The sequence below is a fragment of the Burkholderia paludis genome (assembly GCF_000732615.1).
GTDB classification, from domain to species: domain Bacteria; phylum Pseudomonadota; class Gammaproteobacteria; order Burkholderiales; family Burkholderiaceae; genus Burkholderia; species Burkholderia paludis.
Genome location: NZ_JPGL01000044.1, coordinates 16110 through 33773 on the forward strand (window position 1 = coordinate 16110; position 17664 = coordinate 33773).

General features: G+C 68.7%; 15 protein-coding genes. 9 read left to right on the plus strand and 6 right to left on the minus strand.

The window, feature by feature from the left end; genetic code table 11:
• Positions 1-4: 4 nt before the first annotated feature.
• From GQ56_RS0124500 to GQ56_RS0124515, 4 genes are all read right to left on the minus strand, one after another.
• Complete coding sequence (locus GQ56_RS0124500; protein WP_031401152.1) at positions 5-2284, minus strand: FdhF/YdeP family oxidoreductase; 2280 nt, start codon at positions 2282-2284, stop codon at positions 5-7.
• Positions 2285-2407: 123 nt separating this feature from the next.
• Positions 2408-5248: an ATP-dependent Clp protease ATP-binding subunit gene (locus GQ56_RS0124505; protein ID WP_031401153.1), complete on the minus strand. Its 2841-nt coding sequence runs from the start codon at positions 5246-5248 to the stop codon at positions 2408-2410.
• Between the two features lie 632 nt (positions 5249-5880).
• Positions 5881-6150 carry a hypothetical protein gene (locus tag GQ56_RS0124510; protein WP_031401154.1) on the minus strand — a complete coding sequence of 90 codons (270 nt, stop codon included), beginning with the start codon at positions 6148-6150 and terminating at the stop codon, positions 5881-5883.
• 104 nt (positions 6151-6254) lie between these two features.
• Positions 6255-7070: a family 1 encapsulin nanocompartment shell protein gene (locus GQ56_RS0124515; RefSeq protein WP_031401155.1), complete on the minus strand. Its 816-nt coding sequence runs from the start codon at positions 7068-7070 to the stop codon at positions 6255-6257.
• Between the two features lie 122 nt (positions 7071-7192).
• Here GQ56_RS0124515 and GQ56_RS46645 point away from each other — a divergent pair, with 122 nt between their 5' ends.
• Positions 7193-7909: a hypothetical protein gene (locus tag GQ56_RS46645; RefSeq protein WP_235212752.1), complete on the plus strand. Its 717-nt coding sequence runs from the start codon at positions 7193-7195 to the stop codon at positions 7907-7909.
• Positions 7910-8072: 163 nt separating this feature from the next.
• Here the strand turns inward: GQ56_RS46645 and GQ56_RS0124525 are convergent, their stop codons facing one another.
• Complete coding sequence (locus GQ56_RS0124525) at positions 8073-9134, minus strand: Dyp-type peroxidase (RefSeq protein WP_031401157.1); 1062 nt, start codon at positions 9132-9134, stop codon at positions 8073-8075.
• Between the two features lie 367 nt (positions 9135-9501).
• Between GQ56_RS0124525 and GQ56_RS39530 the strand changes: the two genes are divergently transcribed.
• From GQ56_RS39530 to GQ56_RS0124565, 7 genes are all read left to right on the plus strand, one after another.
• Positions 9502-9861 (plus strand): LysR family transcriptional regulator, encoded by a 360-nt coding sequence (locus GQ56_RS39530; RefSeq protein WP_152601842.1) that lies wholly within the window; start codon positions 9502-9504, stop codon positions 9859-9861.
• The gene (locus GQ56_RS0124540; protein WP_031401215.1) at positions 9858-10307 is read left to right on the plus strand and encodes a phosphate-starvation-inducible protein PsiE; all 450 of its coding nucleotides are present in this window, start codon (positions 9858-9860) and stop codon (positions 10305-10307) included. Before GQ56_RS39530 ends, GQ56_RS0124540 begins: the two co-directional genes overlap by 4 nt.
• Positions 10308-10363: 56 nt before the next feature.
• Positions 10364-10561 (plus strand): hypothetical protein, encoded by a 198-nt coding sequence (locus GQ56_RS0124545; protein WP_031401158.1) that lies wholly within the window; start codon positions 10364-10366, stop codon positions 10559-10561.
• 70 nt (positions 10562-10631) lie between these two features.
• The gene (locus tag GQ56_RS0124550; RefSeq protein WP_031401159.1) at positions 10632-11087 is read left to right on the plus strand and encodes a DUF1269 domain-containing protein; all 456 of its coding nucleotides are present in this window, start codon (positions 10632-10634) and stop codon (positions 11085-11087) included.
• A 34-nt stretch (positions 11088-11121) separates the two neighbouring features.
• Positions 11122-11370, plus strand: a complete 249-nt coding sequence (locus GQ56_RS0124555) for a hypothetical protein (protein ID WP_031401160.1) — start codon at positions 11122-11124, stop codon at positions 11368-11370.
• Positions 11371-11612: 242 nt separating this feature from the next.
• Positions 11613-13058 (plus strand): aminotransferase-like domain-containing protein, encoded by a 1446-nt coding sequence (locus tag GQ56_RS0124560; RefSeq protein ID WP_052007323.1) that lies wholly within the window; start codon positions 11613-11615, stop codon positions 13056-13058.
• A 277-nt stretch (positions 13059-13335) separates the two neighbouring features.
• The gene (locus GQ56_RS0124565; RefSeq protein ID WP_031401162.1) at positions 13336-14463 is read left to right on the plus strand and encodes a zinc-binding dehydrogenase; all 1128 of its coding nucleotides are present in this window, start codon (positions 13336-13338) and stop codon (positions 14461-14463) included.
• Between the two features lie 247 nt (positions 14464-14710).
• On the opposite strand, the gene GQ56_RS0124570 is transcribed toward GQ56_RS0124565, so the two are convergent.
• Positions 14711-15871, minus strand: a complete 1161-nt coding sequence (locus GQ56_RS0124570; protein ID WP_031401163.1) for an NAD-dependent formate dehydrogenase — start codon at positions 15869-15871, stop codon at positions 14711-14713.
• A gap of 203 nt (positions 15872-16074) precedes the next feature.
• Between GQ56_RS0124570 and GQ56_RS0124575 the strand changes: the two genes are divergently transcribed.
• On the plus strand, positions 16075-17607 hold the full coding sequence (locus GQ56_RS0124575) for an FAD-dependent oxidoreductase (RefSeq protein WP_031401164.1): 1533 nt from the start codon (positions 16075-16077) through the stop codon (positions 17605-17607).
• Positions 17608-17664 lie beyond the last annotated feature (57 nt).

Sequence of the window (17664 nt, forward strand, 5' to 3'; positions counted from 1 at the left end):
CGGATCAGACCACTGCCGAGCGCGCGACGCGCACCGGCACCGACTTGTACGACGGCGTGCCGCTTTCCTTGTCGATGTAGTCGAGCGGCACCAGCACGTTCGCTTCCGGGTAATACGCGCCGACCGATCCCGGCGCGATGTCGTACTCGATCGCGGTGATCTTCTCGAGACGCAGCTTCCGTCCGGATGCGGAGATCGTCTCGATGTCGACGAGGTCGCCGTGCTCGAGCCCGTACTTCGCGAGATCGGCGGCGTTCATGAACAGCACGTCGCGCCGCCCGAACACGCCGCGGTAGCGGTCGTCGAGCCCGTAGATCGTCGTGTTGTACTGGTCGTGGCTGCGCAGCGTGATCAGGCGCAGCACCTGCTCGCCGCCGAGCACGTCGGCGTCTTCCTTCACGCCCTTGTACACCGAGAACATCGCCTTGCCGGTCGCCGTGGGCCACACGCGCTCGGTGGGCGGCAGCGGCAGGCGGAAGCCGCCCGGCGTGCGGATGCGCTCGTTGAACGCCTCGAAGCCGGCGACCGTGCGATCGATCAGGTCGCGAATGCGGTCGTAGTCGTCGACCAGGTCGAGCCACGCGACCTTGCTGCCCGGCAGCGTCGCATGTGCGATCCCCGCGACGATCGCGGGCTCCGAGCGCAACTGGTCGGACGCCGGCTTGAGCTTGCCGGCCGACGCGTGGACCATCGACATCGAATCCTCGACGGTGATCGACTGCCGGCCGCTTGCCTGCATGTCGAGCTCGGTGCGGCCGAGCACGGGCAGGATGAAGGTTTCCTTGCCGACCAGCAGGTGCGAGCGGTTCAGCTTCGTGCCGAGATGCACGCTCAGGTCGAGTTTCTCCATCGCGGGGAACGACAGCTCGGGATCGGGCAGCGCGACCGCAAAGTTGCCGCCGAGGCACAGCAGCGCCTTCGCGGTGCCGTCGATCATCGCCTGCATCGCCTGCACGGCGTCGTGACCGTGATGCGCGGGCGGCGTGAAGCCGCACACGTCCTCGATCTTCTTCAGGAACTCGGCCGACGGCTTCTCGGTGATGCCGACCGTGCGGTTGCCCTGCACGTTCGAATGGCCGCGCAGCGGGCACACGCCGGCGCCGGGCTTGCCGATGTTGCCGCGCATCAGCAGCAGGTCGGCGATCAGGCGCACGGTGGCCGTGCCCTTGTTGTGCTGCGTGACGCCCATCCCGTAGGTCACGATGGTCGCGTTCGACTTCGCGTACGCGAGCGCGACCTGTTCGAGCTGCGCCTGGCTCAGGCCGCTCGCGCGCTCGATGTCGTTCCACGACGTCGCTTCCAGGTCCGCCGAGAACGTGTCGAAGCCGTTGGTGTGCTGCGCGATGAAGTCGCGGTCGAGCACGTCGCCGCGCTCGGCCTCGAGCTGCAGCAGCGCCTTCATGATGCCCTTCAGCGCGGCGGCGTCGCCGCCCGCGTCGACCTGGTAGTACGTCGACGCGATGCGCGTCGAGCCGAACGACGCCATCTCGATCATGTCCTGCGGATCCGCGAAGCGTTCGAGCGCGCGCTCGCGCAGCGGGTTGAACACGATGATCGGCACGTTGCGCCGCGAGCACTCGTGCAGCGTGCCCATCATCCGCGGGTGGTTGGTGCCGGGGTTGTGGCCGATCGAGATGATCAGTTCGCAGTGCTCGAAATCGTCCAGCGACACGGTGCCCTTGCCGATGCCGATCGACTGCGGCAGGCCGACGCTGGTCGGCTCGTGGCACATGTTCGAGCAGTCGGGGAAGTTGTTGGTGCCGAGCTCGCGCGCGAACAGCTGGTACAGGTACGCGGCTTCGTTCGAGGCGCGCCCCGACGTGTAGAACTCGACCTGCTCGGGCGGCAGCGCGCGCAGCACCTCGCCGATGCGCGCGAACGCGGCGTCCCACTCGATCGCGCGGAACGTGTCGGTGGCGCGATCGTAGACGAGCGGATGCGTGAGCCGGCCCATGTTCTCCAGCTCGTAGTCCGACATGCGCAGCAGCGACGACACGGTGTTCGCCGCGAAGAACTCGGGCGTCACGCGCTTGGTCGTCGCTTCCCACGTGACGGCCTTCGCGCCGTTCTCGCAGAACTGGAACGTCGACTTGTGTTCCTTGTCGGGCCATGCGCAGCCGGGGCAGTCGAAGCCGTCCGGCTGGTTGGTCCGCATCAGCACGATCGGCGCCTCGATGGTTTCCATCTGCGTGCGCACCGCGTCGGCTGTCGCGCGAAGCGCGCCCCAACCGCCGGCGGGCCCGTCGTACTTCCTGATGCCTGGCACTTCGCGTCGATTTGTCATGTGATTCTCCATCAGCCTGGCCCGTCGCGGGCGGCTCGGTTTGTGCCGTATCGCGGCGTGGGGCGGCTCCGCCCGGTGGGCGGAGCCGGTCGTGCACGCCCCGCAGAACGGGGCATGCGGGCGTCAGTGCGCGTCTTTCTTCGCGCCCGACGATTTCTTGCCGGACGGCTTCGCGGCGGGCGGCGCGGCGGCGGGCACGTCGTCCGCCTTCGCGTCGCCGGCTGCGCCGGCCGCCTTGCCGTTCGGCTTGCGCTTGCCGTCGGCGTCCTGCTTCGCTTCCCGGGTTTCCTTCGCGTCGGGCGCGGCGAGCGTGTTGAACGTCACGTCGTCGCCGGCCTTGTCGTAGTCGATCTCGCACCGGTCGCCCGACTTCAGCCGGTCGGCGAGGATCTCCTTCGCGAGCCGGGTCTCGATGGTCTGGCGGATCTGGCGCTTCAGCTCGCGCGCGCCGAACTCGGGCTGGTAGCCGGCCTCGGTCAGGTGCTCGACGAGCGCGTCGCCCATCGTGAGCGCGATGTCCTGCGCGGCGGCCGTGCGCACCACGCGGTCGAGCTGGATCTTCACGATCGCGCGGATGTTCTCCTTCGACAGCGCGTGGAAGACGATCACCTCGTCGATCCGGTTCAGGAACTCGGGACGGAAATGGCCCTTCAGCACCTGCATCAGTTCCTCGCGGATCGCCTTGTCGGTCTTGCGCGCGGCTTCCGGCTGCGTGAGGTTGTCCATGATGATCGCGGCGCCGAGGTTGCTCGTCGCGATGATGATCGTGTTGCTGAAGTCGACCACGCGGCCCTTGCCGTCGGTCAGGCGGCCGTCGTCGAACACCTGCAGCAGCACGTTGTAGACGTCCGGATGCGCCTTCTCGATCTCGTCGAGCAGGATCACGCTGTACGGGCGGCGCCGCACGCGCTCGGTGAGCTGGCCGCCTTCGTCGTAGCCGACGTAGCCCGGCGGCGCGCCGATCAGCCGCGCGACCGCGTGCCGCTCCATGTACTCGGACATGTCGATGCGGATGATCGCCTGCTCGTCGCCGAACACGGTCTCGGCCAGCGCCTTCGCGAGCTCGGTCTTGCCGACGCCGGTCGGCCCGAGGAACAGGAACGTCGCGATCGGCCGGTGGGTCTGGCCGAGCCCCGCGCGCGACAGCCGCACCGCGTCGCTGACCGCGACCACCGCGTCGCTCTGGCCGACCACGCGCTCGCGCAGCTGTTCTTCCATCTGCAGCAGCTTCTGGCGTTCTTCCTGCGTGAGTTCGGACACGGGAATGCCGGTCAGCCGCGACACGACCTCGGCCACCGATTCGACGGTCACCTCGAGCGTTTCCGAGCCCGTCTTGCGCTGCCACGCCTCCATCATCTCGTCGACCGACTTCTGCTTCGCGTTGATCTGCTCCTCGAACTGCTTCGCTTCGTCGAAGCGCTTGCGCGAGGTCGCGTAGTCCTGTTCGCGCTTCAGTTGCGCGATCTGCGCCTCGCCTTCCTGGATGTCGACCGGGCGCGACGTCGCGCCGATCCGCACGCGCGCGGCGGCCTGGTCGATCAGGTCGATCGCCTTGTCGGGCAGGAAGCGCGACGTGATGTAGCGGTCGGCGAATTCGGCGGCCGCGACGAATGCGTCGTCGGCGAACGTCACCTGGTGATGCGCCTCGAGGCTGTCGCGCAGCCCGCGCAGGATCACGATGGTCTGCTCGACGCTCGGCTCCGGCACGAACACGGGCTGGAAGCGCCGCTCGAGCGCGGCGTCCTTCTCGATGTACTTCTGGTATTCGTTGAGCGTGGTCGCGCCGATCAGGCTCAGCTCGCCGCGCGCGAGCGCGGGCTTCAGCACGTTGGCGATGTCCAGGCCGCCTTCGCCGCCGCCCTGGCCCGCGCCGACGATCGTGTGCAGCTCGTCGATGAACAGGATCAGCTCGTCCTGCTTCGCCGTCACCTCGTCGATCAGCTGCTTCGCGCGCTCCTCGAATTCGCCGCGATACTTCGCGCCGGCCACCATCGAGTTGATGTTGACCTCGACGAGCCGCTTGTCGCGCAGCACCTCGGGCACGTCGCCGTTGACGATCCGCTGCGCGAGCCCCTCGACGATCGCCGTCTTGCCGACGCCCGGCTCGCCGATCAGCACCGGGTTGTTCTTCTTGCGGCGCGCGAGCACCTCGATCGTGCTCTCGATTTCCTGCGCGCGGCCGAGCACCGGGTCGAGCTTGCCCTGGCGCGCGATCGCGGTGAGGTCGCGGCCGAACTTGTCGAGGTTCGGGGTGCCGGTCGGCGCATCCACGCGGCCGTCCTCGGCGCCTTTGCCGACCACCTTCACGACCTTCTGGCGCAGCGCTTCGGGCGTCACGCCGTATTTCTTCAGCAGCGTGCCGGCGACGCTGTCCGGCACCGACGCGAGCCCGATCAGCAGGTGCTCGGGGCCGATATAGGAGTGGCCGAGATCGCGCGACGCCTGGAACGCGTACTGCACGGCCTTCTTCACGCGCGGCGAGATCGACAGCTTGTCGAGCGGCGCGTCGGGGTCGGCCGTGCCGGTGTGCGCATGCGCGTCGATATACGACCGGATGTCCTGCGGCGACAGCTTCAGTTCCTTCAGCAGCGCCGCGCACACGTCGGTGTCGGCGAGCGCGTAGAGCAGGTGTTCGGAATCGAGTTCGCTGCGGTGCAATTCGTGCGCCTTTTCGGCCGCGCGCTGCAGCAGTTCCAGCGTCTGTTCGCTGAACGCGTCGGTCGGGTCGACCGATTCGCGAGGAATCTCGGCGGCGAGCGGCGATTCGTCGCCGAGCCCGCCGAACAGCGACGACGGGCCGCCACCCCCCAGCAGCGAATCGAACGGATTCAGCATGCTCTGATGCCGCATCAGTTGACGGAAATGGTAATCGCAGATCGAGATCGTCTTGCGCTCGCCGTCCTGCATCACGGTTGCGCGCGCGACGGCAGGCCGGGCATGGCAGATATCGCAAAGTGCGGGCATGGTGGTCTGGCTCCTGACTGTGAGGGTGGGTCGAAGGGGGACGTCCCGATGCGGTGCGGCGCTCGCGCGCCCGGACCGCGCATGCACGACGCGCGGCGCGGCGGCGCACGGGCCGCATCCGTGCGGTCGCGCATCGCGCGCCGGCGTGGCGCAAGGTCGTGGCCGGGGCGGCGGGCCGGCGTGCCGCGAGCTGCCCGCGACATCGCTGCGACTGCGTTCAAAATAGCGAATCGACGCGGGCCATCCAAGACACAGTTCCGCGCCGGGCCGGCCGCGAATTGCACTCCGGCGCGGGCGCGCGCCCGAATGACGGGGAGTACAGATGCGAGCGGACGCGGTGGCGCGGGCATGTGCGGCGCGCGCAGCGTGCGGCGGCGGGAAGCGGGGAGGCGCGCGATGCGGGCGGCGGGCGGTGCGACACCGGCGCGCAGGGCGCCGCTTGCCGGCGGATGGCCGGTGCGGAGGGAGATAGGCGACGGACGTGCCGCCATGCGGGCGCGGGCGCCCGCGGCGTATGCCGGGCGCTCAGGTCCGGCCGTGCACGCGCCGCAGCCGGTGCGTGCGCGGCGGTCGAAGGAGAGGGCGGGTTGCACGATCCGCACCGCATCCGGCGTGACCGCGGCGAGCGGCGGTTACGCCGGGAGCGTCATCGCGAGCCGTTGGCGGGCGATCTGCTTCACGTCGGCCGACAGCGCCGGATTTGGCAGGCCGTTGGCCCACACGGAGAACGAATCCTCGATCAGGTTGCGCGTGTCGGGCGGCAGTTCGGCCAGGACCAGCGACAGGACGGTGAACAGCACGGCGGTGTCGCCGGCCTGGCTGCCCGCGTTCGCGTCGACCGCTTTCTTCAGCGTGTCGACCGACGCTTGCAGCGCCTGCAATGCCTCATTCGTATCGCTCATCACACACTCCATGCAGAATGGGTTCGATCGGCGACGAACATGCGGCCGGCGGTGCGGCCGGTTGCGCGCGGTGCCGGGCGGGCATCGCGCGCGGGCAACCGCGCTCAGGCCGCCGATGTGCCCTGCGGCGCGACGGCCACCGATGCCTCGCTCGTCAGCATCAGGAACGTGAACGTTTCGCGCAGGTACAGGCGGACGGCCCGGTCGGTATGGCTCGTGTAGCCGATCGATACGTCTTCTCCGAGATGCAGTTCGTAATCGCCGCCGCGCGTGGACAGCACGCAGCCGCCGCTGAGCGCCGGCGCCCAGATGATCTCGCCGCTGACGATCCGCTTGATGTGGCCGAGGACCGGATAGCCCTGGTCGCGCGCCTCGCTCAGCGCCGTATAGGCGTCCGAGCCGAGCACCACCGAGTACGGGCCGTCGACGCCCGCGAGCCGCAGCGCCTCGAGCGCGTCGCTGATCGCATCGGGATACGCGCCGACGTCCGCCGGCAGCGTGAGCTTGCGGTTCGACGTGCCTTCGCGGATGCCGACGATGCCGGCCGCGCGATAGCCGTCGAAAATCGCGTTGTCCTCGGCGAACGCGAGCCGCTGCGCGGCTTCCTTCGCCGGTTGCCAGTCGGCGTCGCGCGCACCGCGCTCGACGCTGTCGATCGCATCGCGGCTCAACTCGAACGGCACCGTCAGCTCGACGATCGTGCGGACTTCCCGCAACCGCGCATTCACGTGCTCGGTCGGCGCGGCGACGTCCAGCAGGTGCCCGGTGCCGACGGCCGACAACTCGGGGCCTTCGGGGCCGTCGACGTCGACGACACGGCGGCCGGCCACCGATCGTTTGAAGGTGCGTGCCACTTCCTCCTCGATTTGTTCCCAGGCGGAGGCGGAGATCGGGGCGAGTTCGCGATGCAGGTTATTCATGGACTTGGGCTGGCTCACGTAGGTGGTCGGTGAAAACGCTTCATGGTTGGCCGATCGGCTGACGCGCCGCGCCTGACGCCAGGCGCGCCGATCGCGGGCGAAAATACATAGTAGCAGGCGCGATGGACATCGCTGAGGCACAGATGGAAACGACACCTTGCGGTGCCGCAACTGTCATGCAACGCGCGTGCCGGGCGGGCGGCGCGCCGCGATGCATGATGCGGCGCCGGTGCGACCGGGCAGGGACGCGCGGCCCGGCATCCGCGATCGACGCGCGTTGGCGCCGGTCCGGCGCGGGTCGCGATCGATGCGATGTCCGTAGCCCTGTCCGGTCGACGGGCCATCGCCAGTCGCGCATTGTTGTGAACATTCGTCCGGCCGCGTTCCTCGGCGGGCGAATCATGGATAAACGCAGTCTATCGAAGGCTCACGACGCGTGGAGGTCATCCATGGCATTGCCACTCGTCTCGCCCGAAGACACATACATGCCGAAGACGGGCGTCATCAGTCACGAGGCCGTCATCGGGCATTTGCGGCAGGTGTCGGATGCGTTCGCCGCGAAACCGGCGTACCGCAAGTTCCATATCGGCATCACCCGCGACCTGACCGCCAGGCTGGCTGCACACCGGGCCGGCAAGCCCGATTGCAAGTGGATGTGTCCGATCTATCCGGAAGCGCACAACCTCGTCGGGAATGCCGTCGATCGTCTCGAGCGCAAGGCCATCGAGACCTTCCGCGGCGGCATCGCGCATCCGCGGACCCATGAAACGCTGCTGGCTTGCAGCAACGGACCGGGCGGCGCGCTGCCGAAGAACCGGCTTTGTATCCTCGTTGGCTGATTCGCGCGGACGGAGCGGCGCACAGACCGGCCTGCGCCCGGCGGTGCTGCCCGGCGCGGGGTTGCACGCCCGTTTGGCGGGAACGCTCGCATCGGGCGACTGGCGGCCGCTCCGGACACACCCGGCGCGTGGCTGCGCGCCGGGTTGCCGCTTGCCCACCGGATTACGACGGGATGCCTTTCAGCGAGCCGATCTTCAGCGAGCCGTCGCGATGCGGCGCGGCCGGCGAGGCGTCGGGCTGCGCCGCGTCGGCGGCCGGCGCCGCGCGATCGGCGAGCGCCTCGAGCAGGTCGGCCGACGGCACGAAGAACAGCGAGCCGGTGACGGCGCGGCTGTAGTCGAGCAGGCGGTCGTAGTTGCCGGGCGGGCGGCCGACGAACATGTTCTCGAGCATCTGCTCGATCGGCGCGGGCGAGCGCGCATAGCCGATGAAATAAGTGCCGAATTCGCCGGCGCCCGGGCGCCCGAACGGCATGTTGTCGCGCAGGATCTTCACTTCCTGGCCGTCTTCGTCGAGCGTGGTCAGCGAGCTGTGCGAGCACGACGGCTTCACGTCCGGCGCGAGCTCGATGTCGGACAGCTTGGTGCGGCCGATGATGCGCTCCTGCGTCTCGACCGCGAGCGCGTTCCAGCCGGGCATGTCGTGCAGGTACTTCTGCACGATCACGTAGCTGCCGCCCGTGAATGCCGCGTCTTCCTCGCCGATCACCGTGAAGTCGACCGCCTCGCGGCCTTCCGGGTTCTCGGTGCCGTCGACGAAGCCGATCATCGCGCGCTGGTCGAAATTGCGGAAGCCGTGCACCTCGTCGACGACCGTGACGGCGTCGCCGAGCGCGCCGAGCAGTTGCGTCGCGAGTTCGAAGCACAGGTCCATCGCTTCCGCGCGGATGTGCAGCAGGATGTCGCCCGGCGTCGCGACCGCGACGCGCTGCCCCGCGCCGAATTCGCGGAACGGGTGCAGCGATGCGGGGCGCGGGGCGCCGAACAGCGCATCCCATGCGTCCGCGCCGAAGCCGCACACGCACGAGAGGTTGCCGGCCGGCACGCGCTTGCCGACCGAGCGCACGAGCGCGGCGATGTCGCCGCACCACGAACGGATCGTGTCGGCGTGATCGGCGCCGGGATTGATCGTCGCCACGAGAAAGATCGCGCTGCGCGTGATCGGGCTGTGAACGGCCTGGGAGAGCGGGGGAGATGTCTGCATCGCGGGCTGCCGGTCAGTCATGCCGGGGCGGGCGGGCCGCGGCGCGCGAACGCGAACGGTTCAATGGTGTCATGCGACTGTTCTCTTTGTGACATGCGGATGAAGGACGTTGCGCGGCATCGCGCAACGGGCCGCGGCAGTGGCGGCCGGCCGCACGGCGCGCGACCTGCCCGCGCCGCGTAACGTCGTCGAGCAAGCAATCTAGCAGCTTCGGCGGGTCTTTGGAACACGTATCGTCGATCTGTCATCCGAATGCGTCAAACGGGGCCGGATTTCGGGCGGCGCCGGCGCGGCTGTACTCCTGCGGCGTGCGGCGCTGTGCTCTTGAGCGTGCGTGCCGCGTGCAGTAGATTAGGCTCCGCCGTGCCCGCCGACGAGGAGCGTCATCATGAACCTGCTGGAAGCGATGCGTGTCTATGTCGCGGTGGTCGAGCACGGCGGCCTGTCCGGCGCGGCGCTCGAGCTGAAGCTGGGCGAAGCGCAGGTGCGCGGCCGGATCGGTTGCCTCGAAGCTTATCTCGGCTGCCGCCTGCTGCTGCGCTGCGGGCGCGACGACGTCGCGTGCACCGATGCGGGCGTCGCGTTCCACGTGTGCTGCCGCCGGACGCTGTCCGCGGTCGAGCAGGCGACCGGCGCGGCCGGCCCGCACGCGCCGGATGCACGCGATGCCGTGCACGACGTCGCGCCCTGCACCGATTTTCCGCCGCCCGGCGCCGCTCACGCATCCTCACACCGACTGTCACCTTGAATACCTCCACCATTTCCTGTTCGCCGGGCGAGCGCATCCGCCGCCGCTTCGGTCACTTCCTGCATGCGGCCGAACTGGCCGGGCTGATCGTGATCGGCCTCGCGACCGCGTTCGCGATGACGCAGGAGGCCTGGAAGGTGGTGCAGGCGGGCGAGGTGTCGCTGACCGACCTGCTGCTGATGTTCCTGTATCTCGAAGTGCTCGCGATGAACGTGCGCTACCTGCGGCTCGGCCGGCTGCCCGTGCGGTTTCCGTTGTTCATCGCGATGACGTCGCTCGCGCGCGACCTGATCCTGCGCGGCGCGACCGACAGCCCCGAGCGGATGCTGATGACGACGTTCGGGATCGTGCTGCTCGCGGTGGGCGTGCTGATTCTCAGTTTCGGCCAGCATCGCTTTCCGGCCGATGTCGACGATGTCCAGGAGGACGCGCATGTGCGCGGATGACCAACGAACGGCATGCGTGTCGCCGTACATGCCGTTTCTTGCCAGGAGGGTGCCGGATGCGCACGCATTCCGTTGAAACGAAACACGCGATCGAACTGCAGCAGGCGTCGTCGGATGCGTACGGGCATGCCCGTGACGCACGTGACGCGGATTCGTCGCGCGCCGCTGCACCGCGCGTCGTCGCGCTGCAGCGGGCGGCCGCGCAAGCCTATGTCGATGCGGCCCGCGCGCGCGAAGCGGCAGCGGGCGTCTGAATCGAAACCGGGTTGCCGGCGCGCCGCGCGACGCGGCCGTGCATGTCGATCCATACGAGAGAGGTGTCGCATGAGCAAGCAACTGATCGTCGCGGTGTTCGGCAGCGTCGACGCGGCCCATCGCGCCGTGGCGGATTTCGAGTCGCTGTCGGAGAAGCATGAGGGATTCGACATCGAGAACGGCGTCGTCGTCGAAAAGGATGCGGCCGGCAAACTCGCGGTGCTCGCCGCCGAGTCGCGGGTGTTCAAGGGCGGCGTGATCGGCGCGATCGCGGGCGGCCTGCTCGGGATCCTCGCGGGGCCGCTCGGCGTGGTCACCGGCATGGCGGCCGGCGCGGGCGCCGGCGTTCTCGCGGACGCGGCCGGCAACGCACTGCTCGACGGCCGGTTCGTCGAGGCCGTGGCCGCGCGGCTCGCGCCCGGCAGCGTCGCGGTTGTCGTCGAGGCGAAGGAGGCCACGCCGTTCTCGGTCGACAACGTCGTGACGGGATTCGGCGGCAAGGTGTTCCGCCAGGCGCTCGATTGAGCGCGCCATTGTCCACTTGCCGAGGGAGCACCGCATGCGTATCGATCGATCGTACCGTCGCTTCGACATCGCGGCGACGCTGTCGCCGCTGCCCGGCAATCGCGCGATCGCGACCGTCGACGTGACGACCGCCGATCCGGCCCGCGTCGCCGATCTCGGCACCGGCCAGTTCCTGCAGATCCGCAAGTGGGTCGAGTCGAACGACGCCGCATGCCTGACGGTGGTGTTCGACGAATGCAAGGTTGCGATCGACCACTACGCGGACAACGTGGATAACGCGTGAGCGCGCGGGGCCGCGCCGCGACGTTCGAATCTGTTCACCACGCCGGCCGGATTTGAGGTTTCACCGTCAAACTGTCACTTACATTCGTCGAAACGACGCAGTAGCATGCCGATCCTTGTCTCGATGGGATTCGCATTGCTAACCGCCTTCAATTTCGGTAACGGACCCGGCCCGCATCGCCGCGCGCGCGGCCGGGATGCCCGCGCGTCCCGGGCCGGCTTACCGCTGGCGGGGCGAGGCGGATGAAACTCTACGAGAAATTTGCGAACGACGTAGAGAGACTCATCCGGCAACGCGTATACCGACACGGCGATCGCGTGCCGTCGGTACGGCAGGCGAGCCAGCAGCACCGGATCAGCATCACGACGGTGCTGCATGCGTACCTGTTGCTGGAGAGCCGCGGGCTGCTGGAAAGCCGGCCGCAGTCGGGCTATTTCGTGAACCTGCGGAACGACGAGGGGCATGCGCCGGTGCGCGAGCTGCGGCCGTCGAAGCCGATCGCGATCTCGTCGTCGGTCGACGTGAGCCGGCTCGTGCTGTCGACGCTGCGCTCGATCGGCACCGACGATGCGGTGCCGCTCGGCTCGCCGTATCCGGACCCGAGCCTGTTTCCGTTCGAGAAGCTGAACCGCTATGCGTATGCGGCCGGCCGCGACAAGTCGCTGTGGGGCGTGACGGAGGGGTTGCCGCCGGGCCATCCGCGGCTGATCCGGCAGATCGCGCGGCGCTACCTGGAAAACGGGATGTCGGTGGACCCGAACGAGATCATCGTGACGGTCGGCGCGACGGAGGCGATCAACCTGTGCCTGCAGGCGGTGGCGAAACCGGGCGACACGATCGCGGTGGAATCGCCGACGTTTTACGCGATGCTGCACGCGATCGAGCGGATGGGGATGAAGGCGATCGAGGTGGCGACGCATCCGGAATACGGGATCGACATCGCGGCGCTGGCGACGATCGCGAAATCGCAGCCGATCGCCGCGTGCATGGTGATGCCGAACTTCCAGAACCCGATGGGGTTCCAGATGCCGGACGAGCGCAAGCGCGAGCTGGTCGAGTTCGCGACGAGAGCGGACATGCCGATCATCGAGAACGGCGTGTACAACGAACTGTATTTCGGCAACACGCATCCGAGCACGCTGAAGTCGTTCGACCGCCACGACATCGTGCTGCATTGTTCGTCGTTCTCGAAGAGCCTGACGGCCGCGTACCGGATCGGCTGGGCATTGCCGGGCCGCTATCGCGAACAAGTCGAGAAGCTGAAATTCCTGAACACGCTGGCGACGCCGTCGTTGCCGCAGCTCGCGATCGCGGAGTTTCTCGAACGCGACGGCTACGAGCATCACCTGCGACGCCTGCGCAAGGCGTATGCACAGCAGGCGAACCTGATGCGGGCGATGGTGTCGCGGTTCTTCCCGGAGGGCACGCGCATTTCGAGTCCGGCGGGCGGATACGTGCTGTGGGTCGAGCTGCCCGCGCAGGTCGACGCGATGCGCCTGTACCAGCTCGCGCTGGAACAGGGGATCACGATCGGTCCCGGCTACATGTTCTCGATCACGGACAGCTTCCGGAACTTCATCCGGCTGAACTACAGCAGCCCGTGGTCGCCGGAGATCGAACAATCGGTGATCGCGGTCGGGCAGATCGCACAGGACAAGCATCTGTTCGCTGTCGACCCGGGTGTGTAGCGCCTGACAGGCGATGGCGACCGATCCGCTTCAGGAAGCGCGGACCGATCCGGGCACGGATTCTGCGGCAAGCTTCGCGCCGAGCCGGGAGTTGGTTTGTCATGAAACGGAACCGATCGCGCCAACTCCGCCGACGACGAGGGAATCCCGCCACCGCGACAAGGCAAGCATCGGGCAGGCTTGCTACCATCTTCGAAGCTGAACGTCATGGACGATTCATTTTCCGGGCTTTCGTCGCGAGGACGCGCGCCCGAACTTCAACCTTCGGAGGTGAAACATGGCCTGGGCCGGACGCGAATTGCGATCCACGATCGATCAGAACGGCACGCTTACGTTGTCTCTGGAACACGTCGAACTGGCGGAACCGGGTGACGACGAGGTCATCGTCCGCGTCGAAGCGACGCCAGTCAACCCCAGTGACATCGGCCTGCTATTGGGGCCGGCAGATATCTCCCGTATCGAGTCGGGCGGCAGCGCTACCGGGCCAGGAACCACGCTGACCGTCCCTCCGACGCGCCTGTCAGGTGTCGCGGGCCGGATCGGCCAGTCGCTGCCCGTGGGCAACGAGGGGGCGGGTACGGTCGTGGCGGCCGGCAAGAACGCGGCCGCGCTGCAGGGCAAGCGCATCGGCATGTACGGCGGCGCCATGTATGCCGACTATCGCAAGATCGGCGTGGATAACGTGATGGTCCTGCCCGACGACGCCAGCGCCGCTGACGGCGCGTCGATGTTCATCAATCCGCTCACCGCGTTGGGCTTCGTTGAAACCGCCCGCCGCGAGGGGCACAAGGCTATCGTCCACACGGCGGCCGCCTCCAATCTCGGCCAGATGTTGCAGCGGATCTGCCTCGCCGACGGCATCCCGCTGGTCAATATCGTGCGCTCCGACGAGCAGGTCGCCCTGTTGCGGGGCATCGGCGCCACCCATGTGCTGAACAGCAAGGACGAGGACTTCGTCGCGCGCCTGACCGACGCCGTGGCCGAGACGGGCGCTACCCTTGCGTTTGACGCGATCGGCGGCGGACAACTCGGCAGCGATATCCTGCAGGCCATGGAGCGTGCCGCGGCGCGCACGCCGGGCGCCTATAGCCGCTATGGCTCGGCCGTTTTCAAGCAGCTCTACATCTATGGCAGCCTCGACACGGCGCCGACCGTGCTGAATCGCGCCGCATTCGGCTATGCCTGGGGCGTGTCGGCGTGGCTGCTCTTCAATTTCCTGCCCAGGATCGGCCCGGACGCCGCGCAGCATCTTCGACAGCGCGTGACCGACGAACTGACCACCACCTTCGCCAGCCACTACACACGCACCATCGGCCTGGCCGATGTGCTGCAGCCCGACGTGCTGCGCGCGATCGAGCGCAAGGCGACCGGCGAGAAATTCCTGATCGATCCCAGGCTGGGATAAACGATGGGTAGGTGAGACGTCTACGCGCTTTTCCCCGGCGCGTCGCCGTGATGCCGGGCAGTACATGCCGCCGCGATTCTGCCCGGCCGGTGGTCGCGACCGAGGAACGTACCCGTGCACGATTGATTGGGCCGCGCCATCGGGCAGGCTGCGATCGCTGTCGGCAAGCGCGCCGCCTCCCGCCTCGGCTGACCACGCGGCCGCGTGCCGCGGCACGCGATCGCATGCAACCGCGCACCGTATCGCGTCAGTTCAGCCGGTACGACCGCGCGCCCGTTCCCGCGAGCGCGCCGCCGTCGACGATCAGGTATTCATTCCGGATCGGCTTGCCGTCGAACCAGCATTGCAGGATCTCCAGCGTGCCGGCCGCATAGCGCGCCTGCGCGGACAGCGACGTGCCCGAGATGTGCGGCGTCATGCCGTTGAACGGCATCGTCCGCCACGGATGGTCGGGAGGCGCCGGCTGCGGAAACCACACGTCGCCGCCGTAGCCGGCAAGATGCCCGGACGTCAGGGCCTGCACGACCGCGTCGCGGTCCACCAGCTTCGCGCGCGCGGTGTTGATCAGGTACGCGCCGCGCTTCATCCGCGCGATCATCGCCGCGTCGAACAGGTGCTCGGTCGACGAATACAGCGGAATCTGCAGGTTGACGATATCGACGGCGCTTGCGAGCGACGCCGGATCGGCGTGATAGGTGAGCGCGAGTTCCTGCTCGATCGCGGCGTCGAGCCGGTGCCGCTGCGTGTAATGCAGATGCAGGCCGAACGGCTCGAGCCGGCGCAGCACCGCGAGGCCGATGCGCCCCGCGCCGACCGTGCCGAAGTGCATGCCCTCGACGTCGTAGCTGCGCGATACGCAATCGGCGATGTTCCAGCCGCCCTGCCGCGCGATCGCGTGCGACGGCAGATAGTTGCGCACCAGCGCGAGCGTCGTCATCACCACGTGTTCGGCGACGCTGATGCTGTTCGAGCCCGTGACCTCGGCGACGGTGACGTGCGCGCGCGCCGCGGCGTCGAGATCGACGTGATCGGAGCCGATGCCGGCCGTCAGCGCGAGCTTCAGCTTCGGTGCGCGGGCGATCCGCTCGGCGCTCAGGTACGCGGGCCAGAACGGCTGCGAAATCACCACGTCCGCTTCCGGCAGCCGGCGCTCGAATTCGGAATCGGGGCCGTCCTTGTCGCTCGTCACGATCAGCGTGTGACCGTGCGCTTCGAGGTAGCCGCGCAGCCCGAGCGCGCCGGATACCGAGCCGACGAGCTCGCCGGGACGGAAGCCGGGAGGGCCGGCCGGCGTCGGCGCGGTTTGTCCGTCCGCGTACTGCGTGACGACCGGAATCGCGTCGCGCACGTAGCGCGGCGGATAGCCGTCGACGGGATCGGGGTAGAGCACGCACAGGACGGTGGCCATCGGGAGCGCTCCTCATGGACGAATGAACACGGGGCCCGCACGCGGCGCGTGTTGCGCCGCAGCGTTGATGACGTTCTACGCCTGCGGTGGATCGCGTACAAGCTACAGTCGCCGTTTGCGTGCGCCGCGGGGCGTCTGTACCTGTTCTTTTCATGGCGGACGTCGATAATGGCTTCGTTACCTCACTTTGCGGGAGCGACGTCATGTCCGGAAGCGATTCCTCGTCTGCAGGCCCCGATCTCGCGCAGGGTGTTGCGCTCGACGACATCGCCGACGGCGCGATGATCGAGGGCCATGTCGGCGATGCGGCGGTGCTGCTCGTGCGCCGCGCCGACGAACTGTTCGCGGTGGGCGCGCACTGCACGCACTACGGCGCGCCGCTGGCCGACGGGCTGGTGGTCGGCGACACGATCCGCTGCCCGTGGCACCACGCGGCATTCAGCCTGCGCACCGGCGCGATGCTGCGGGCGCCGGCGCTCGACGGGCTGCCGTGCTGGCGCGTCGAGCGGCGCGACGGCCGCGCGGTCGTGCGCGATGCGCGGCCGGCCGTCGCGCCGCCCGCACCGGCCGCCGCCGGGTTGCCCGCATCGGTGGTGATCGTCGGCGGCGGGGCCGCCGCGATCGCTGCGGCCGTGACGCTGCGGCAGGAAGGCTATCCGCATCCGGTCACGCTGCTGAGCGCCGACAGCGATCCGCCCTACGACCGGCCGAACCTGTCGAAGGACTATCTCGCCGGCACGGCCGACGCCGACTGGCTGCCGCTGCGCGCGCCGTCGTTCTATACCGACCACGGCATCGACGTGCGGTGCGGCACGCGGGTCGCACGGCTCGACCCCGCGCGGCACGAAGTCGAGCTCGCCGACGGCAGCCGCGTGGGCTACGGCGCGCTGCTGCTAGCAACGGGCGCCGAGCCGAACCGGTTGAGCGTGCCCGGCGCCGACCTGCCGCACGTATGCGTGCTGCGCTCGCGCGCCGATTGCGAGGCGTTGATCGGCAAGCTGAAGACGGCGCGCCGTTGCGTCGTGGTCGGCGCGAGCTTCATCGGGCTCGAAGCGGCCGCCGCGTTGCGCACGCGCGGGCTCGACGTGCAGGTCGTCGCGCCCGATGCACAGCCGATGGCGCGCGTGCTCGGCGAGGCGCTCGGCGGCACGATCAGGGCGCTGCACGAAGCGCATGGCGTCGTGTTCCATCTGGGGGCGACGCCCGCGCGGATTGCGCCGGACAGCGTGACGCTGTCGACCGGCGACGTGCTGCCGGCCGACGTGGTGGTGGTCGGCATCGGTGTGCGTCCGAACGTCGGGCTCGCGCAGGACGCGGGCCTCGCGATCGAGCGCGGCGTGACGGTCGACCGGTTCCTGCGCACGAGCGCGCCCGATGTCTACGCGGCCGGCGACATCGCGCGCTGGCCCGACCCGCTGACGGGCGAGCGCATTCGCGTCGAGCACTGGGTCGTCGCCGAGCGGCAGGGCATCGTCGCGGCGCGCAACATGCTCGGGCCGCAGTGGCCGTTCGACGCGGTGCCGTTCTTCTGGAGCCAGCACTACGACCTCACGGTCAACTATGTCGGGCACGCGGAGCAATGGGATCGCGTCGAGATCGACGGCGACCTCGGCGCGCACGACTGCACGATTTCCTACTGGCGCGGCGACACGCGGCTCGCGGTCGTGACGATCGGCCGCGATCTCGACGGCCTGAAGGCGGAAGCGGCATTCGAGCGGCAGATCGAGGCCGCATGACGGCGGCCCGTCGGCGCGATGCGAGCGACGCGGAAAGACGAATCGCGGCGGTCGTGC